General features: G+C 64.4%; 18 protein-coding genes and 1 pseudogene. 8 read left to right on the top strand and 11 right to left on the bottom strand.

All coding sequences use genetic code 11. The annotated features are described in order from the left end of the window. Window positions 1–58: 58 nt before the first annotated feature. The gene (locus IOC61_RS04215; protein WP_229332914.1) at window positions 59–1,333 is read left to right on the top strand and encodes an O-antigen ligase family protein; all 1,275 of its coding nucleotides are present in this window, start codon (window positions 59–61) and stop codon (window positions 1,331–1,333) included. 106 nt (window positions 1,334–1,439) lie between these two features. Here the strand turns inward: IOC61_RS04215 and IOC61_RS04210 are convergent, their stop codons facing one another. From IOC61_RS04210 to pilB, 3 genes are all read right to left on the bottom strand, one after another. Next, the gene (locus IOC61_RS04210) at window positions 1,440–2,249 is read right to left on the bottom strand and encodes a prepilin peptidase (RefSeq protein ID WP_195687793.1); all 810 of its coding nucleotides are present in this window, start codon (window positions 2,247–2,249) and stop codon (window positions 1,440–1,442) included. 230 nt (window positions 2,250–2,479) lie between these two features. Further along, window positions 2,480–3,724 carry a type II secretion system F family protein gene (locus IOC61_RS04205; protein WP_195687623.1) on the bottom strand — a complete coding sequence of 415 codons (1,245 nt, stop codon included), beginning with the start codon at window positions 3,722–3,724 and terminating at the stop codon, window positions 2,480–2,482. 158 nt (window positions 3,725–3,882) lie between these two features. Next, complete coding sequence (gene pilB / locus IOC61_RS04200) at window positions 3,883–5,655, bottom strand: type IV-A pilus assembly ATPase PilB (RefSeq protein WP_195687622.1); 1,773 nt, start codon at window positions 5,653–5,655, stop codon at window positions 3,883–3,885. Between the two features lie 394 nt (window positions 5,656–6,049). On the opposite strand from pilB, the gene IOC61_RS17870 reads away from it, so the two are divergent. Beyond that, window positions 6,050–6,418, top strand: a complete 369-nt coding sequence (locus IOC61_RS17870) for a prepilin-type N-terminal cleavage/methylation domain-containing protein (protein WP_420706328.1) — start codon at window positions 6,050–6,052, stop codon at window positions 6,416–6,418. Window positions 6,419–6,499: 81 nt separating this feature from the next. On the opposite strand, the pseudogene IOC61_RS17605 reads toward IOC61_RS17870, so the two are convergent. Further along, window positions 6,500–6,818, bottom strand: a pseudogene (locus IOC61_RS17605) (integrase core domain-containing protein); the annotation flags it as partial. A gap of 255 nt (window positions 6,819–7,073) precedes the next feature. Here IOC61_RS17605 and IOC61_RS04190 point away from each other — a divergent pair. Continuing rightward, complete coding sequence (locus IOC61_RS04190) at window positions 7,074–7,523, top strand: phasin family protein (RefSeq protein ID WP_195687621.1); 450 nt, start codon at window positions 7,074–7,076, stop codon at window positions 7,521–7,523. A 106-nt stretch (window positions 7,524–7,629) separates the two neighbouring features. Here the strand turns inward: IOC61_RS04190 and IOC61_RS04185 are convergent, their stop codons facing one another. The 4 genes from IOC61_RS04185 to IOC61_RS04170 form a co-directional block, all read right to left on the bottom strand. After that, window positions 7,630–8,754 carry a hypothetical protein gene (locus IOC61_RS04185; protein WP_195687620.1) on the bottom strand — a complete coding sequence of 375 codons (1,125 nt, stop codon included), beginning with the start codon at window positions 8,752–8,754 and terminating at the stop codon, window positions 7,630–7,632. After that, entirely contained in the window at window positions 8,751–9,608 is an 858-nt protein-coding gene (locus IOC61_RS04180; RefSeq protein ID WP_195687619.1) for a hypothetical protein, read from the bottom strand. The genes IOC61_RS04185 and IOC61_RS04180 overlap by 4 nt, the downstream gene beginning before the upstream one ends. Continuing rightward, on the bottom strand, window positions 9,605–10,303 hold the full coding sequence (locus IOC61_RS04175) for a hypothetical protein (RefSeq protein ID WP_195687618.1): 699 nt from the start codon (window positions 10,301–10,303) through the stop codon (window positions 9,605–9,607). Before IOC61_RS04175 ends, IOC61_RS04180 begins: the two co-directional genes overlap by 4 nt. A 111-nt stretch (window positions 10,304–10,414) precedes the next feature. Next, the gene (locus IOC61_RS04170) at window positions 10,415–11,254 is read right to left on the bottom strand and encodes a hypothetical protein (RefSeq protein WP_195687617.1); all 840 of its coding nucleotides are present in this window, start codon (window positions 11,252–11,254) and stop codon (window positions 10,415–10,417) included. Window positions 11,255–11,399: 145 nt separating this feature from the next. On the opposite strand from IOC61_RS04170, the gene IOC61_RS04165 reads away from it, so the two are divergent. Both IOC61_RS04165 and IOC61_RS04160 read left to right on the top strand, forming a co-directional pair. Then, window positions 11,400–12,833, top strand: coding sequence for an MBL fold metallo-hydrolase RNA specificity domain-containing protein (locus IOC61_RS04165; RefSeq protein ID WP_195687616.1), 1,434 nt, complete (start codon window positions 11,400–11,402; stop codon window positions 12,831–12,833). 60 nt (window positions 12,834–12,893) lie between these two features. Then, on the top strand, window positions 12,894–13,304 hold the full coding sequence (locus IOC61_RS04160; protein WP_195687615.1) for an SRPBCC family protein: 411 nt from the start codon (window positions 12,894–12,896) through the stop codon (window positions 13,302–13,304). A 27-nt stretch (window positions 13,305–13,331) separates the two neighbouring features. Here the strand turns inward: IOC61_RS04160 and IOC61_RS04155 are convergent, their stop codons facing one another. The 3 genes from IOC61_RS04155 to coaE all read right to left on the bottom strand — a co-directional run bounded on the left by IOC61_RS04155 (window position 13,332) and on the right by coaE (window position 15,126). Beyond that, complete coding sequence (locus IOC61_RS04155; RefSeq protein ID WP_195687614.1) at window positions 13,332–14,225, bottom strand: DNA replication terminus site-binding protein; 894 nt, start codon at window positions 14,223–14,225, stop codon at window positions 13,332–13,334. After that, window positions 14,222–14,452 (bottom strand): DNA gyrase inhibitor YacG, encoded by a 231-nt coding sequence (yacG, locus tag IOC61_RS04150; RefSeq protein WP_195687613.1) that lies wholly within the window; start codon window positions 14,450–14,452, stop codon window positions 14,222–14,224. Before yacG ends, IOC61_RS04155 begins: the two co-directional genes overlap by 4 nt. Window positions 14,453–14,526: 74 nt before the next feature. Beyond that, the gene (gene coaE, locus IOC61_RS04145) at window positions 14,527–15,126 is read right to left on the bottom strand and encodes a dephospho-CoA kinase (RefSeq protein WP_195687791.1); all 600 of its coding nucleotides are present in this window, start codon (window positions 15,124–15,126) and stop codon (window positions 14,527–14,529) included. A 189-nt stretch (window positions 15,127–15,315) separates the two neighbouring features. Between coaE and IOC61_RS04140 the strand changes: the two genes are divergently transcribed. From IOC61_RS04140 to IOC61_RS04130, 3 genes are all read left to right on the top strand, one after another. After that, window positions 15,316–15,453, top strand: a complete 138-nt coding sequence (locus tag IOC61_RS04140; protein WP_195687612.1) for a hypothetical protein — start codon at window positions 15,316–15,318, stop codon at window positions 15,451–15,453. Window positions 15,454–15,510: 57 nt separating this feature from the next. Next, window positions 15,511–16,014, top strand: a complete 504-nt coding sequence (locus tag IOC61_RS04135) for a hypothetical protein (protein ID WP_195687611.1) — start codon at window positions 15,511–15,513, stop codon at window positions 16,012–16,014. A 64-nt stretch (window positions 16,015–16,078) separates the two neighbouring features. Continuing rightward, window positions 16,079–16,549: a TerB family tellurite resistance protein gene (locus IOC61_RS04130; protein ID WP_195687610.1), complete on the top strand. Its 471-nt coding sequence runs from the start codon at window positions 16,079–16,081 to the stop codon at window positions 16,547–16,549. Window positions 16,550–16,625 lie beyond the last annotated feature (76 nt).

Genomic DNA, 16,625 nt, shown 5'->3' with positions numbered 1-16,625 from the left:
ACCAGCAGGGCTTCTGGTATCATGCGCGCTTCTTTTTAGCCGGTCCGTGGGTCTCCCTTTGAAACCGAACAGCCTCGATTCGCCATTCGCCCTGTGGGCCGCCCACTATACCGGGGTGTCCACATTCCTGTTGGGGGCACTGTCGCTTGTGGTGCCCAGTGGCTATTCGATCGGTTCCGTAATGCTGCTGCTTGGCAGCATGGTGCTGCTTTGGCATAGGCCACGGTTAGGTCTCGAGCGTGACGACTTCTTGATCATGGCGACCCTGGCCACGTTTGCTGCGTTGGGGATGATCTGGGCCGGCTGGCTGGGTGAGGGCTGGCGTGATCTCGACAAGCCGGTTCGCTTCCTGCTGGCGGTGCCGGCGCTGCTGTTGGTCATGGCGTACCCACCGCGCTTGAGTTGGCTATGGAGCGGTTTGGCACTGGGGGCAATCGGCGCCGGTAGCTGGGCGATCTGGCAGCGCTTCGTGGAAGGTGCCTTGCGCGCGAGTGGTGCTACCAACCCCATTCAGTACGGTAACCTCAGCATGCTGTTGGGGGTGTTGTGTCTGGCGGGGCTTGGCTGGGCAGTGGCCCAGCGTGGGCGTCAGGCCTGGAGCCTATTGCTGGTATTGGGGGCGGCGCTGGGGGTTCTTGGCTCACTGCTTTCCGGTAGCCGCGGTGGCTGGATCGGGATTCCCTTTATCCTTCTGGTGCTCTATCGCGGCTATGGGCGAGATCTCTCCCTGAAGATGGTTCTCGGCCTGGCGATAGCCGTAGTTCCTGCACTGATTGCAGTCTATCAGGTGCAGGAGACCGGGGTCGCAAGTCGTGTTCACCAAGCTTTCGATGATGTCGGTCAATACCTGGATGATAGCAACCGCAACACCTCGATTGGCTGGCGTTTCGAGATGTGGCGAGGAGCTGCGCATCTGATCGCCGAGAAGCCGCTTAGCGGATGGGGCGATGCCGGCTATCAACCGGCCATGCAGGCGCTGGCCGACAGGGGAGTGATCGTGCAGCGGGCGGCCAGGTTTGGTCATGCCCATAACGAGTATCTGGATATTTTTGCCAAGTGGGGCGTGCTGGGTCTCTTGAGCCTGCTTGCGCTTTATCTGATACCGCTGATCTTGTTTACGCGTCGCATGAACAGCCTGGATCTCACACGTCGATCCATCGCGGTCGCCGGCGCCTTGCTGAGCGTGTCCTACATTGATTTTAGCCTGACCCAGGCTTTCCTCCTGGCCCATAACAGCGGCACCATGATGTTCGCCTTCCTGCTGGCGGTGCTGTGGGGCCTGCTGCGTGGGCATGGTGGTCGTGCGGACGCCGCAGTCCGGCAGCCTCAATAGGGCGCCTGTTATAGGGGTTTGTGCAAAGCGTTGTCGCGTTGCCTGGAAGCCGCCGTCTCGAGAGATCGAGACGGCGGCTTCCGCGTTCTGGGGCCTCTCTATCGATCTATATCAGGAAAAACTGCCCATACACTGCCATCAGCGGTTCGCCGCCGAGCAGGGCGGTCCAGCCGGCGAGTGCCAGGTAGGGGCCGAAGGGCATCGGGGCGCCGCGCAGCCTGGGGATGGCGAGCTGGATCAGGATACCCAGCAGCGCGCCGACCCCGGCGGAGAGAATCAGCAGCAGCGGCAGGTACTGCCAGCCCATCCAGGCGCCCAGGGCGGCGAGCAGCTTGAAATCGCCATAGCCCATGCCCTCCTTGCCGGTGATCAGCTTGAACGCCCAGTAGAAGCTCCACAGCACCAGGTAGCCGGCCATGGCGCCGATTACCGCACTGGGCAGCAGTAGTGGCTCAAACAGCAGTTGATAGAGCAGGCCCGCCCACAGCAGCGGCAGGGTGAGCAGATCGGGCAGCAGCTGGGTGCGCAGGTCGATCACCGCCATGGCGAGCAGCGCAAGGCAGGCGCCGAGCACAAACAGCCCCTGCCAGGTGGCGCCGAATAGTGCGACTACCGCTACGGCGAGGGCGCCGCCAGCGAGCTCAACCAATGGATACTGGGAGCTGATGCGGGTGGCGCAGTTGGCGCAGCTCCCGCGGCGCTTCAACCAGCCGAGCAGCGGGATATTGTCGTGCCAGGCGATGGACGTCTCGCAGCGCGGGCACATCGAGCGCGGCGTCAGCAGGTTGAAGGTCTCCTGTTGCTCCTCGGGAAGCTCCAAGGCCTCGCGGGCCTCGGCTCGCCAGCCGAGCATCAGCATCACCGGCAGCCGGGCGATCACCACATTGAGGAAGCTGCCCAGGCAGAGGCCTATCATGGCCGCCAGGAGATAAAGCAGGATAGGGGGGAGGTCGAGCACGGAATGAGACCTTGTTGCTTGATTTGATGGAAAGTTTGTAGGAGGGAGCGGTTCGGTATCCCGACTCCGACACGCGACTGGCGCCCCGATGATGCTCCATTTCTCTGCAATTGCCATTGGGAGGCCTACGGCCTCCGTTTGCCCGGCGGAGCCAGCCTCCTACAGTTTGGCGGCCGCTTAGCGCTTTCCTAGATCACCGAGCCGAGTTCGAAGATCGGCAGGTACATGGAGACGACCAGGCCGCCGACCAGTACGCCGAGCACCACGATGATAAAGGGTTCGAGCAGCGAGGTGAGGGTATCGACCATATTGTCGACCTCCTCCTCGTAGTAGTCGGCCACGCGGTTGAGCATGGCGTCCAGCGAGCCGGCCTCCTCGCCGATGCCGACCATCTGCACCGCCAACGGCGGAAACTTCTCGGTCATGCGCATGGCGAAGTGAAGCTGTTGGCCGGAGGAAACGTCCTCACGTACCTCTTCCACGGCGCGCTCGTAGACCTTATTGCCGGTGGCGCCGCCGGCGGTACTCAGCGCCTCCACCAGGGGCACGCCGGCCCCGAAGGAGGTGGCCAGGGTGCGCGAATAGCGCGCCACGGCGGACTTGTCCAGGATCTGGCCGATCACCGGAATCTTCAACGACCAGGCGTGCATGCGGTAGGCGAAGGCTTCCGATCGCTTCATGCCATTGCTGATGAAGAACACCAGCGCGACGATGCCGAGTACGCCCCACCACCAGTATTGTTGCGCGAGTTCGGAGAGCTGCATGGTCATGCGGGTCATCGCCGGCAGCTCGGCGCCGAAGCCCTGGAACAGGCTCTCGAACTGTGGCACCACCTTGATCAGCAGCAGGGCAGTGACCCCCACGCCCACGCTGATCACCGCGGCGGGGTACCATAGCGCCTTCTTGACACGGCCCTTGAGCGCCTCGACCTTCTCTTTATAAGTCGCCACGCGATCGAGCATGCGGTCCAGCGAGCCTGACTGCTCGCCGGCCGCCACCAGGTTGCAGAACAGCCTGTCGAAGTGCTGGGGATGGCGGCGCATGGCCTCGGAGAAGCTGGAGCCGGCACTTACATCGTTCATCAGCTCCTGTACCAGAGCGCTCATGGCGGGTTTCTTCATGCTCTCCGCCACCACCTGAAAGGCCTGCAGGATAGGCACGCCGGCGCGGATCATGGTCGACATCTGGCGGGCGAAGAGCATGATGTCGCGGGGCTTTATCTTGCCCAGGCTGCCGCCGATGCCGCTCTTGCGGCGAACGGTCTTGACGATGATGTTCTGGCCGCCCAAGACTTGCTCGACCTCCTGGCGCTTGGTGGCGACCAGCTCGCCCTTCACCTTGCGTCCGCCGGGGCCCTTGCCGGTCCAGTTCCAGCGATAGAGCTTGGTCTTCTGGCTTGCTTTGGTCTTCTTTGCTGTTTTCGCCGTTGCCATCTAGATCCCTGTTCCCTGATGCTGCGTCTTGACGTTGTTTTACTGGCCATCCAGCGTTATCGACATTTTCCGGGAGGCCTTCGGCCTCCTGTCGCTCGGGGGACCCGGCCTCCTACCATGCTTTCCTCGCCCTTCGTTCCTCGCCCCTTGGCCCTTGGTCAGTCCTTCGTCACCCTGAACACTTCTGCCAGGCTGGTAACCCCCTGCATCGCCTTGTGCAGGGCGCTGCGGCGCAGGTCCGGGTGGCCTTCCTGGCGCGCCTGGCGGTCGAAGTCCATGGAGTCGCCGTTCTTCATGATCAAATGGCTCATGGCGTTGCTGATTGGCACCACCTCGTAGATGCCCACGCGTCCCTTGAAGCCCTTGGTGCAGTGCTTGCAGCCGACCGGCTCATAGATGGTCGCCGCGGCGACCTCCTCGGCACTGAAGCCCTGCTCCTCGAGCACCTCGTGGGGGATATCGGCCGCCTGCTTGCAGCGATCACACAGCCGCCGCGCCAGGCGCTGGGCGATGATCAGGCTCACCGAGCTAGCGATATTGAACGCGGCCAGGCCCATGTTGGCAAGGCGCGACAGCGTTTCCGAGGCGGAGTTGGTGTGCACGGTGGAGAGCACCAGGTGGCCGGTCTGGGAGGCCTTGACGGCGATCTCGGCGGTCTCCAGATCACGGATCTCGCCGACCATCACCACGTCGGGGTCCTGGCGCAGGAAGGCGCGCAGGGCACTGGCGAAGTCCAGGCCGATCCTGGGCAGCACGTTGACCTGGTTGACGCCGGCCACCTTGATCTCCACCGGGTCCTCGGCGGTACAGATATTGCGCTCCACCTCGTTGAGGATATTGATGCCGGTATAGAGCGTTACCGTCTTGCCGCTGCCGGTGGGGCCGGTGACCAGAATCATGCCCTGGGGCTGGCTGAGCGCCGTCTCGTACATCGCCTTCTGATCGGGGGTGAAACCGAGCTGCTCGATGCCGATCTGGGCCGAGCTGGGGTCCAGGATCCGCAATACCAGCTTCTCGCCATAGACCGTGGGCAGTGAGTTGACGCGAAAGTCGATGGAGCGCGTCTGGGAGAGCTTGAGCTTGATGGCGCCATCCTGGGGCAGGCGGCGCTCGGAGATATCCAGCCGCGCCATCACCTTGAGGCGCGCGGCGATGCGGGTGCGCATGGCGAAGGGCGGGTGGGCGATATCATGGAGCATGCCATCGATGCGGAAGCGCACCCGATAGTTGGTCTCGTAGGGCTCGAAGTGGATATCCGAGGCGCCGCGGTTGATGGCATCGAGCAGGATCTTGTTGACGAACTTGATGATCGGGGCATCTTCGCGGGCCGACTGGGCATCGCTGTTGATGTCCACCTCGCGGCCGCCACCCTCCTCGGCGTAGTCCAGCTCGCCGATGGCGTCATCCACCCCCTTCAGCGAATCGAGCATGTTCGATTCGCTGCTGGCCAGGTAGCTCTCCAGCACCGGCACCAGCTGGTCCAGCGGTGCCAGTACCCCCTCCGGCGAGAGGCCGGTGGCGAACTGCAACTCGTCGAGCTGGGTCAGGGTGGAGGGGGAGGGCACCGCCACCGTCAGCCGATGGCCATGCTGGATCAGCGGCAGCACCTTGAGCTTGCGCAGGATCTTCTCGGGGAAGCGCTCCGCCCTGGGCAGCGTTTCCAGGCGAATGGCATCCAGATCCACGATGGGCAGGCCATACTCCCGGGCCGCGGTCAGCGTGGCCTCGCGAGCCGGCACCAGGCCTGTATCGATCACATGGTGCAGCAGCGAGACATCGCCTTCGCGTGCCTCCTTCTCGGCGCGGGTGGCTGCCGCGGCGCTGAGCCGTTCATCGGCCACCAAGCGACGCGCCAGGCCGCGTAAACCGGCCAGCGAATCGCCGGTGACGGGCGGCTGGGAGGAGGTCGGCGGTGAGCGGTAATCGTTCATGGCGTCTCGCGGCTGTGGGGTGTGTGGCTTACCTCTATAGCCACACTGGGATGGCGCAACTCATACCATTCTAGCCGTTCGCACCCCTCGCGCCCACCCATCGACCGGGTGCGTGGGGCCGCCAGGGGCCTTGTCAGTGCAGCCTGAGTTCTGCACTCTGGTGAGCATTAGAGTTATGATACTTAGACGATTCTGACCTACAATAATCCTTGCAAGGTTGCAAAGCGTAAATTAATGTAACCATCATCCAAGGATGAGACATCTGATCCTGGTGGAAACGGTGGGGGAACAATCCCCTCCAAGCCATCGAAACCAACGCCGCACGGGCAGCACGGCAGGCTCATGCCACAGGCGCCACGGCGGAACGGCAAGCAAGGGGTAAGGAATGAAGCAAATGTTGATGAAGAAGGCACGGCTCAACAAGGCTCAGGGGGGCTTTACCCTGATCGAGCTGCTGATTGTGGTGGCGATTATTGGGATCTTGGCAGCGATTGCGATTCCACAATATAATAATTACACAACTCGTGCAGCTAACAATGCTTGTTTGGCAGAAGCCTCTGCATACGCTAAACTTTATGCAGTTGATCTGCAAGATCCGAGCGAAGATCCCACAAGTATTGCTGTTCCAGATTCTGCTTGCGCCAATTTTACATTGGACAATAGTGATATAAATGCCGCTACTTGGACTGCCGATGATGGTACTACTGGGGATGCGACCATTTCCTGTGATCTTGAAAATGGTAATTGTAGTATACCTGAGTGATAATCAGGTAGTGTGATTTGTTTTCTAAAAAAATTAAAATAATCAGTGGCCGGCATAGTTGCCGGCCACTGGCGTCTTACACTATTTGTCGGGTCCCGTGTGATTGACAACCCGCTTGGTGAATAACTCCGGGGCCGCTTTACCTGCCATTCCTTCATCGCTGCAATCGGTGATTGATGATGCAACGCCTACGGAGGGATGTGGTGATTGTACAGCTAAGCGCAGCGCTTGAGCGTCTACTCCAGGTCCTCGCCTGAGGTATAGCGCCGGGTCGCCAGCACGTCGCTGATGCGGCCGTTGAACCGCTCCACCATACCGTCGTATGCGGCCTTCCCGGCTTGATCAGGCGATGGTCGATGCCATGGGCCTTGCAGCTTACGTCCATAAACTCGTTCCCTGATGAACTGCTGAAGAAGCTCCCTCGCGGCTAGCATAGGATAGCTTCTATAGGCGATTTGATCATCCGGGAGTCGACACGTAGCGGAAATCTCACATTGACGATGGATCGATTTCTGGGGAGTAGCTTGGCTCTGTGCCTTTCCATACCTTCGTGATGTTGCGCTGCACAAAAAAGCTTGCTATTGTTGCAGTGCATCAGAGCGGAACCTTCAAGCGAGAGGCTCCGTTCATAGCCACTGAACCAGGAGGTTCCAAGATGACCAACGCGTTTTCTTTCGATACCAAGCAGTTCGATACCGCCCAGATCGACTCCCTGTTCTTCGCCTCGGCCCGTGCCTTCGCAGCCCTTTCCGTCGATTACACCGAAAAGCTGGTCAACGCCCAGCTTGAGGCGACCAGGGCCTACACCGACCTCAATCTGGCGCAGCTGCGTCGCCTGACCGAGGTCAAGGACGCCGAAGGCTTGAAGAGCTACGTCGAAGGCCAGCAGGACGTCGCCAAGCAGCTGACCGAGCGCCTGAAGGGCGACGCCGAGAAGGTCGTGGCCCTGCAGCAGGAGTTCGTGCAGGAGAGTCAGAAGCTGACCGAGGGCGGCGTCACGAAGGCCCAGGAGAGCCTTCAGCAGGTTCAGGAAAGCGCCGAGAAGGCCACCGCTTCCGCCACCAGCAAGTCTGGCAAGGAAGCGTCTGCCAAGAGCGGCAAGTAAGCTCGATGCAGGACTCGTTGCCAGGGCGCCATAGCCGCCTCTGATAACGAGCCCCCGGCAAGACCCAGCAGGCCGCCGATCCCAGGATCGGCGGCCTGCTGTCGTCTTAGCTTTGGGCGTTTTCTTTGCCGCTTTTTTCGATCTTGTCGGTCTTTTCGCTATTGCGGGCGTGCCCAAGGCGGCGACAGAGCCTGGGGTAGCAGCCATCCAGCAGCCGCAGGGCGAACACGAACAGGCCGGTAATCGCCAGGGGCAGCACGACCTGCATGCTGGGTTCGTTGATCAGCACGTCCCAGGGGCGCGGCGCCAGGCTGTCACGGCTGCGGTCGCCATAGCGGAGGATGGAGAGAGCCTGGCCATTGGCATGGCAGGAGAGGTCGATACCGCCGACCTCCGTGTCGCCCCCCGCGACGGAGAACAGGCAGGTCATCAGCGTCGACTCATCCTCCGGCTTCGTCGAGTCGAGAACACTCAGCGTATCGCCGAGATGCAGCGGCGCCTCCATCAGCGTATAGGCACGCTCCGAGAACAGCCGGCGTCCCATCGCGATCACCTCGCCGCCGCGCAGCAGCGGCGGCGACTGGGCCATGCTGCTGAAGTAGGGGTCGTCACCGATCCTGCCACGCCCTCGCAGGGTGCCATTGAGGGGCTGGTCGCCGATAGCGGCTTCCAGGGTGATCCGTTGCAGCGCCTGCATGCCCTGAGCGTGGGAGTGAGCACACTGGATGTCAGAACTGCCATCCGGCAGTTGTATCAGCGGGCGCAGCACTACGGCGGGCGTCGCCTGGCGTTGCTCGATCGGGAGCCCCTCGATGCTGACCATCAGCGCGCCGCTGCCCTGGCGGCGCAGGGTTACCTCGGCATGGGGGCCGATCTCCAGGCAGCCGTGAAAGGGCTGTGGTGCCGTGGCCTGCGAGTCGTGAAGGATAATGGGAGCCGTGGGATCGGGCAGCGTCTCGGCCCGCTCTCGTATGACGGCGCTCTCGAGAAACCAGCTGGCCGCGGCATTCTCCTGGGTGGTCAGCCGCAGGGCTTCGCTGTTGGCGTTGATATAGAAGGCGTAGGGGCGCTCGAGCGACTCAGTTAACAGCTGCAGGATCAGCGGCATGGCAGCCAGGGTGGCGGCCAGGGCCAGCAGGATCTGACCGATGGGGCGGTCGGCCAGCTGGTTGCCCAGCAAGGCATTCGACAGGCCGTGCCCACCGCCCCGAGGCGAGGGCGTACCGCTCATAGCTGGATATCCAGTGGTACCGCCGCCGCCACACTGCCGCCGCGGCGCAGGATGATGGAGGGCAGCCTGCTGGGATCGTCGAGAAGCAGCCGACCATATTTGCCCAGGCTACTCAGGCGTAACTCACAGGCGGTGTCGTAGGCGATGCGCGACGCGGCCTCGATGGGGGCGCAGCGGAGGCCCTGCTGCTGCTGGTTGCCGAGGTTGTTCTCCAGCCATACCGCCAGCAGCGCCTCCAGCCGGCCGGCATTGACCAGCACACTTAGCGTCTCGGGCGGTGCCGCATAGGGCTGCCATCCGGCCACTACCACGGCATCGCGTGGTGTGGCGGGGTTGCAGTCGGCCTTGAGCTCGGCGAGCACCGCCAGGCGGTGGGGCGGGGGTGTATCGGCGTAGCGGGTGTAGTACTCGGGCTTGGTCGTGGTGAAGTCGGCACGCAACACGGTATCGGCCTCGAGAGGCGAACTCAGAGCCGGGCCGCTCTCCAGCAGCACCTCCAGCTGGCTGACGTATTGGCCATCCCGGGAGTTGAGCGAGAGGCAGAGGCGCTTGTCGCGTGTCTCCAGCTGACGGGGCAGCCAGAGATAGAGGTGCTGGTGTTCGGCCTGGCCGTCGGGGTGGCCGCTGGGCTCCACCATCACCCCCTTGAGCGTGGTACCGGAGACATCGACAGCGGGTTCATACCCTTCGTTAAGAATGGTGGCCGTCAGCGCCAGGCTCTCTTGCGAGGCGCTCGGCTGGGCGTGCACGGGGGAAGAGTGGAAAAGGCCGCCGAGCGTCGCCCCGTCTAGCGTCGCCCCAGCCAGCATCACTCCGCCACAGATCAGGATGCGTCCAATGGCCGAGCGGTTCATGAGAGTCTAATCCTGAAGGGCAGGGCAGCGCGGTTGCCGCCGGCATAGTCGTCACCGGCGGTGCGTGAGGTAATGGCGCAGTTCAGCGACCCCATCAGATCGACGCCGCCAAGTTCGGTCAGCGTCAGATGGCAATTGTAGTGGCCGCTTTTCAGCTGCAGGCGCCAGCCACCGCGCGTCAGCTGGCCGGTGAAGCGGCCCCCGCTGTTGGCGCTGTTGAACTTGCCGCTTACCTGATCCGTGCCGGTGTCGATGCTCAGGTCCGTCAGCATCAGTTCGCGCCAGATGTTGTAGGTGTAGGCCTGGGGCTGGCTGGGATCCATGGGCTCGATCAGCTCCACGGCCAGGAAGTCGCGCTCCTTGAGCAGCTGGCGAAGGCCGGCGGTATGCAGCCGTTCGTCGTCACCGCTGAAGGCGGCCTCCAGCGCCATGCTGCGCAGCACAGGGTCGTCATCCTTCATCACCTCCTCGAAGACGGCGAGCCGCACCGAGGCGCTCTCGTCGGCCAGCAGGTTGCGCACCTGGTCGAGCAGGGCGGCGCGCTCCTGGGCGGCCTCGAAGCGATTCTGGTCGAAGGCCAGGGCGGGGGCGACGCCGCCCGTCAGGGCCAAGACCAGGGGCAAGGCCAGTGCCAAGGCCTGGGGAGCGAGAGAGCTCAGGCGCGGCAACCGCGTGGCAAGGGGCTTGGTGGGCATATGGAGTCTCCTTATGGGGATGATCGATACACGGTACGGTATGGCACGGGTCGGCCAGGTTTGGGCATGGCTGGCTGGGTCATGGCTAGATTGATCATGGCTAGAGCGCGGCTAGGGGGGCGCGGTATGGGCGACCCGCACATAGCCCTCGGCGGTCTGCCACCAGGGGCGCCCCTTCACCTTGCCCAGCAGTTCGATGCTCTGGCCGATCTCCAGGCGCCGGATCGCCCTGGCAAACGGGGTGGGCGACTCACGGACCGTGGTCCGGGTCGTTACCACCACTCGTCCGCTGCGAGGCTCCAGGGGAAGGTCGCCGGCGGGGATCGGCCCCATATTCACGGGGAAGGCCCCCTCGAGGCGGCGATTCAAGGCGTCCTGGCGATAGACACGAATGGTGTCCTGAATGGTTTCCAGCACCATGCCCACCGGGCGACCCTCGAGCAGCAGGCGGGAGCCGCTGATGCCCTGGAAGGCCTCGCTGTTGTGTGTGATCAGGACGACCTCCACATGGCGCGGCTCGAGGGCGGTGAAGCGCACCGCATGGGACTCGACACCGCCGGTGGGGCGCACGCGCAGCAGCGTGCCCTGGCGGCCCAGGCGCACCGCTTCCTCGAGGAGCTCGTCAAGCGGCTCGCTCCTCGGCCAGGTGGCGCCGCAGGTCATGCGCCCCCTGGCGTCGACGCGAAGCAGGGCAATATCGTCACCGTAGTCGCCGAGATGCTGCGCCGGCGCCCGGACACGCTCGGCGTTGATGACGGTCAGCCCCACCCCTCCCAACCCCACCACATGCTGCGGCGTGATGGCGAAGCACTCCCCGCTGCGCGAGCGCAGCGTGCCCTGGCCCTGGGTCGCGCCGTTGACCAGCACCGCCTCCGCAGCCTGCACGCTGCCGGCGACCAGCAGCAGGCCGGCAAGTGCTGTCGTTAGAACTCCATACCGGTTAGGGCGCATCGCGTCTCTCCGCGTTGACACTTCTTTACAAGGCATATTTACACAGCGTAGACAGCTTGCGCCGGACCTGCCGCCTGGGGTGACCAGCCGGAATGAAGCGGCACGCCTACACTGTCGTTAACGTGACCGGCAGGGAGGCCCACCCATGAGCGAATTTCTCGATACCTTTCCCTCCATTTCTCACCATGGCGGCGCCAGTGGCGTGACCGGCAGCTGTCATCGCCTGCAGATCAGTAAGGATCGCGCGTTGCTGGTCGATTGCGGCCTGTTCCAGGGCCAGGATGCCGATCGTGTCGATGGCTTCGAGCAGCTCAGGGTCACGTTTCCCGTCGAGGATCTGCTGGCGCTGGTGGTGACCCATGTGCATATCGACCATATCGGCCGGCTGCCCTATCTGCTGGCGGCGGGGTACTCGGGGCCGATCCTCTGTTCCGTGCCCACCGCACGGCTGCTGCCGCTGGTGATCGAGGATGCCTTGAAGATCGGTTTCACCCGCGATCGCGCATTGATCGAGCGCTTCCTGGGCGAGGTGGAGGGGCGGCTGGTGCCGTTGGCCTATCACGAGTGGCACACCCTGGTGGACGACGCCCGCCATCGGGTGCGGGTCAAGCTGCAGCGAGCGGGGCATATCCTCGGCTCCAGCTATGTGGAGGTGGATGTGCTCGACCGTGAAAGCGGGGCGGTTGAGCGCATCATCTTCTCCGGCGATCTGGGGGCACCCTATGCACCGCTGCTGCCGGCGCCGCGGTCGCCCTGGGGCTGCGATGCCCTGGTGCTGGAGAGCACCTACGGCGACCGACGCCACGAGGATCGCCGTCAACGCCGCGACAGGCTCAAGGCGGCCATCGATCGGGCACTGACCAACGGCGGCACGGTGGTGATCCCGGCCTTCAGCATCGGCCGAACCCAGGAGCTGCTCTACGAGATGGAGACCCTGATCCACCGGGCCGGTAGTCGGCGCTGGCGTGAGCTGGAGATCATCGTCGATTCGCCCCTGGCCGCGCGCTTTACCGAGGTCTATCGCGAGCTCAGGCCCTGGTGGGACGCCGAGGCCCACGCCCGGCTGCGCGCCGGGCGCCATCCGCTCAGCTTTGAGAACCTTTATACCGTTAGCTCGCATGAGGAGCACGAGCGTACGGTGGCCTATCTGGCCGAGAGTCACCGGCCGGCGGTGGTGATCGCGGCGAGCGGCATGGTCAGTGGCGGGCGGGTGGTCAACTACCTCAAGCGCATGCTGGGTGACCCGCGCCACTGCGTGCTGTTTACCGGTTACCAGGGCGCAGGCACGCCGGGCCGCGATATCCAGCGCTATGGGCCCCGGGGTGGCTGGGTGACGCTAGATGGCGAGCGCATCGATATTCGCGCCCGGGTGGAGACGGTCACGGGCTACTCGGCCCATGCCGATGCCCGGGATCTACTGAACTTCGTGCGTCGCATGCGTCGACCGCCGCGCCATATTCGGCTGGTGCATGGCGAGCGCCATGCCCAGCAGGCGCTGCGCGACTCGCTGCTGGCCTGGGCGGCGCAGGTGGGCCATGAGCTGGAGGTGACATTGGGTGCGGATTTCCAAAAGCCCTGAGGGAGCTGCGATACTCGAGGCCCTCGTTGATTCGTCGAACCGTGTAGCAGGGAGCATGCCATGGCCACCATCGAACACAGTGCGATTCTCGCGGCGGCGCCGGAGCGGGTCTTCGCGCTGCTGGAGCGCGTCGAGGACTTCGCCGACTACTCCGACCTGATCCACAGCATCGAACCGCTGGGCGATGACCGCTTCCGCTGGCATGTACATGCGGTGGGGCGCGACTGGCACTTCGATGTGGCGATCACCGAGCGGCGCGCGCCGGAGGCGTTGGCCTGGGAGTCGCTGGATGGGGTGGAGAACCGGGGGCGCTATCGCCTGCGCCCGGTCGAGGGGGGCACCGAGGTCAGCCTGACCCTGACCTATACGTTGCGCAGCAAGCTGCTGGAGAGGGCGGTGAACAAGGCCGCCACGCCTCTGGTCAACCGGGTCAGCCGGCAGATACTCGAGCGGGTGGAGCAGCGGCTGTGAGCCTCTAGCGCGCTTGGAGGTTGGGCCTTATCGATAACGATAGACCCGCAGGCTGGGCAGGAAGGGCTCGTCCTCGAGCTTCTCGTCGCGTCGGCGAGCGCGGGTGCGGGTCTCGGGGGGTTGCAGGGGCGGCAGGTTATGGTCGGGTAGTCGGCCATCCGGCGAGGGCACGAACAGCGGCAGGGCGACGTTCATGGCGCGCCGGGTGCGGCCATCCTCCAGCGGCTCGCGATAGAAGAGGTTAGCGCGCATTAGCGGGGCCTGGCGCTGCACCTGGGCGAGGGGCTCTCCGCTGGGAATCCCGGCAAGCTTGCGCAGCTGGATGCGAATATGCGGCGCCTCGCTGTCGAAGGTGAGCAGCTTCTGCTCGGCTTCCCGCACCGTCAGCTTCTTGATCGAGCGCCCGCTCGAGTACCAGGCCAGACGCACCCGGGTCAGCGGCGCCTCGCTTGCCGGAATGGCCCGCCAGCACTGCTTGAGGTGGACCCGGGCCAGCCCCTCACCGCGCAGGTGGTCGTGCAGGGCCGGGTGGCGGAAGGGCAGCACCGCCTTGGCCTCGGGAATCAATGACGGCGCCTGGTCGCGTATTTTGGCGGTCAGGGCGGCGAACGCCGCCTTGGCGGCATTGGCCGCCGCCACGGCCTCCATGACCTCGTCACCGGCGGCCACCAGGCCGATATAGGCGCGGGTGGCGCGACCGTCCTGGCCATCCTGATACCAGACATCCTGCAGCGCCTCGCGCAGCCAGGCCGCGGCCCTTTCGCCGTCGACCGGCTCGGGCTCGCCGAAGATCCAGCAGGCCCCCGGGGAGCGAGCATGGGCCTCGGCCACCGCGGCGCTGGTCTCGACCAGGGCGTCGAAGGCCGCCTCCAGCTCGGCCAGCAGCCGATACTCGGGGCGCTGGGAAAATGAGCTGGTCATGGCTCGTCCTGGAAATCGCGTTCGGCGCGCAGGATCATCTCGTCGATCTCGGTCTCGTCCATGGCCGGTTCACCGGCGATGCGGTGGCTGCCATCGGCCCAGGCGCCGAGATCGATCAGCCGGCAGCGTTCGCTGCAGAAGGGGCGGTAGGGGTTCTCCTCGCGCCATTCGACCTTCTTGTAGCACTGGGGGCAGGCGACTTCCAGGGGGCGTTGTGATTGGCTCATGGGGGCTCCGTGGCTCTGGATCTATCGAGGGGGGAGGGGGCAGTCCCCGTGCGGGGGTGGGACTGTCCCGACTGTCAGGACGCCAGTTCGCGGTAGTGCCGATCGAGCTCGTTGACTCGATGGCGCATCGCCTCTTCGCTGCCGCCATTATCCAGCACGTCGTCGGCGCGGGCCAGGCGTTCGTGGCGCGGCATCTGGGCGGCGACGATGGCGCGGGCCTGGTCGGCATCGACATCGTCCCGGGCGGCAGTGCGCTCGATCTGCAGCGCTTCGGGCACGTCGACCACCAGGGTGCGGTCGACCATCTCGCTCTGGCCGGATTCGAACAGCAGCGGCGAGACCAGCAGGCCATAGGGGGTGCCGGAGGCGTGAAAGTGCGCCAGATGCTCGATCAACCGCTCCCGGATGCGCGGGTGGGTGACCGACTCCAGCCAGCGTCGTTCACGCTCGTCGGCGAAGACGATCTCGCGCAGGGCGCGACGATCGAGGGTGCCGTCGCCGTTGAGCACCCTGGCGCCAAAGCGCTCGGCGATCTCGGCCAGCGCCGGCTCGCCGGGCTCGACCACTTCCCGGGCGACATCGTCGGCGTCGACCCAGGGCGCGCCGAGCGCCGCGAAGGCGCGGGCCACGGTGGACTTGCCCGAGGCGATGCCGCCGGTCAGGCCGATGATCAGGGCCATGCTGAGACTCCTTGTCATGGTGGGCCGGGCAGTCACAACACTGCCCAAGTAGAATTGCCCAACCCGATGGTCTGGGAGTCTACCATTCTTGTCTTGCTCCGGGAGCTGGCGGTCCGCGACCTCCTGCATCATGGTAGAGGGGAGTCGCCATGGGTGATGCCGATGACGGTGTAGCAGGAGAGCATGATGGTCGATCCGCTTGGCGCAGCACAGGTGTTTCAGGCGTGTCCCGAAAAGGGCTTTGGCTTCGAGATCTCCAGCGAGCTCGCGCCGCTGGACCTGCTGGCGCGTAACACGGTGCCCATCGTGGTGCTGCCGTGACCCTGAAGGGCCTCGCTATGGCACAATATCCGATCCGTGAATCGACAAGGATCGCCAATGGCGTATGTGCTGGTGATGGGCGGTCTCGCCCTCTCGGTTAGCTTTACTCTGGGCTGGGCATTGTGGCGCCTGGTCCGTGGGGCCCTGGGCTGGCTGGGGGGCTCTCCGTCGCGGGGCGCGAAGGTCAAGCCGAAGGCCCGCAAGCCCGCGGCCAGAAAGCCGGCGAGCAAGGCGTCCGCCAGCACGTCGTCTGCCACCAAGTCATCTAGCGGCAAGGCCGCAACGCCTCGCAAGGCGGCCGCCAAGCAATCTACCACTCCCCCCCGCGAACCCTGGGGCCTGACCCGCGGGTTGGCGGCGAACCGTTCCTTGTTGCCCCTCGCCAGCCTGGCCCTGATGCTCTATGCCTTCGGCCGACTCGTGGTGTTCGGCCTGCAGCATCGTCCCGTGGAAGCGCCGGCCTCGTTTGCCCAGGTGGTGATGGTGATTGGCTGGGCGGCGGCGGTGCTGCTTGGCCTGGCGCTGCTCTCCCTGCTGGCACGCTGGCGCTGTCGGGGGTAACCGGGGGTGCGAACCCGCGCAACGTTGGCGAGTCTTACCGAGGAAGCCACCGAAGGAGAAGCTTGTGCTAGCCAATATCCAGCAGTTCTTTCAGCAGATGCTCGCGGAGGAGGGCGACGGCGCCGGGCGTGAGGCACCGAGCCTGGAGCTTGCCGCCGCGGCGCTGCTCTGCGAGGTGATACGCGCCGACTACGAGGTCACCTCGGATGAACTCGAGACGTTACGGGATCAGCTGCGTCGACATCTGAGCGTCAGCGACGAGGCGATCGACGAGCTGATGAACCTGGCCCAGCAGGAGGTCGAGGGTGCCGTCGATCACTATCAGTTCGTCTCGTTGATCAGACAGCATTACGACTACGCCCGGCGCTGCGAGCTGGTGCGCATGATGTGGGCGCTGGCGCTGGCCGACGGTGAGCAGCACCATCTGGAGGAGCATCGTATTCGCCAGCTGGCCGAGCTGCTGCATGTCAGCCACGCTGACTTCATCCGCACCAAACTGCAGGTGCAGCAGGACGGGGCCAGCGCAGATGGCTGAAGACCTGGATGGCTGAAGAGCCAAGTGGCTGAAGACCTAAATGGTTGAAGAGGTGTGGCCTGAATCTTTTTCTTCC

Source organism: Halomonas sp. KAO (genome assembly GCF_015595025.1).
GTDB lineage: Bacteria > Pseudomonadota > Gammaproteobacteria > Pseudomonadales > Halomonadaceae > Halomonas.
This window is presented reverse-complemented; position numbering and strand designations above follow the sequence as displayed.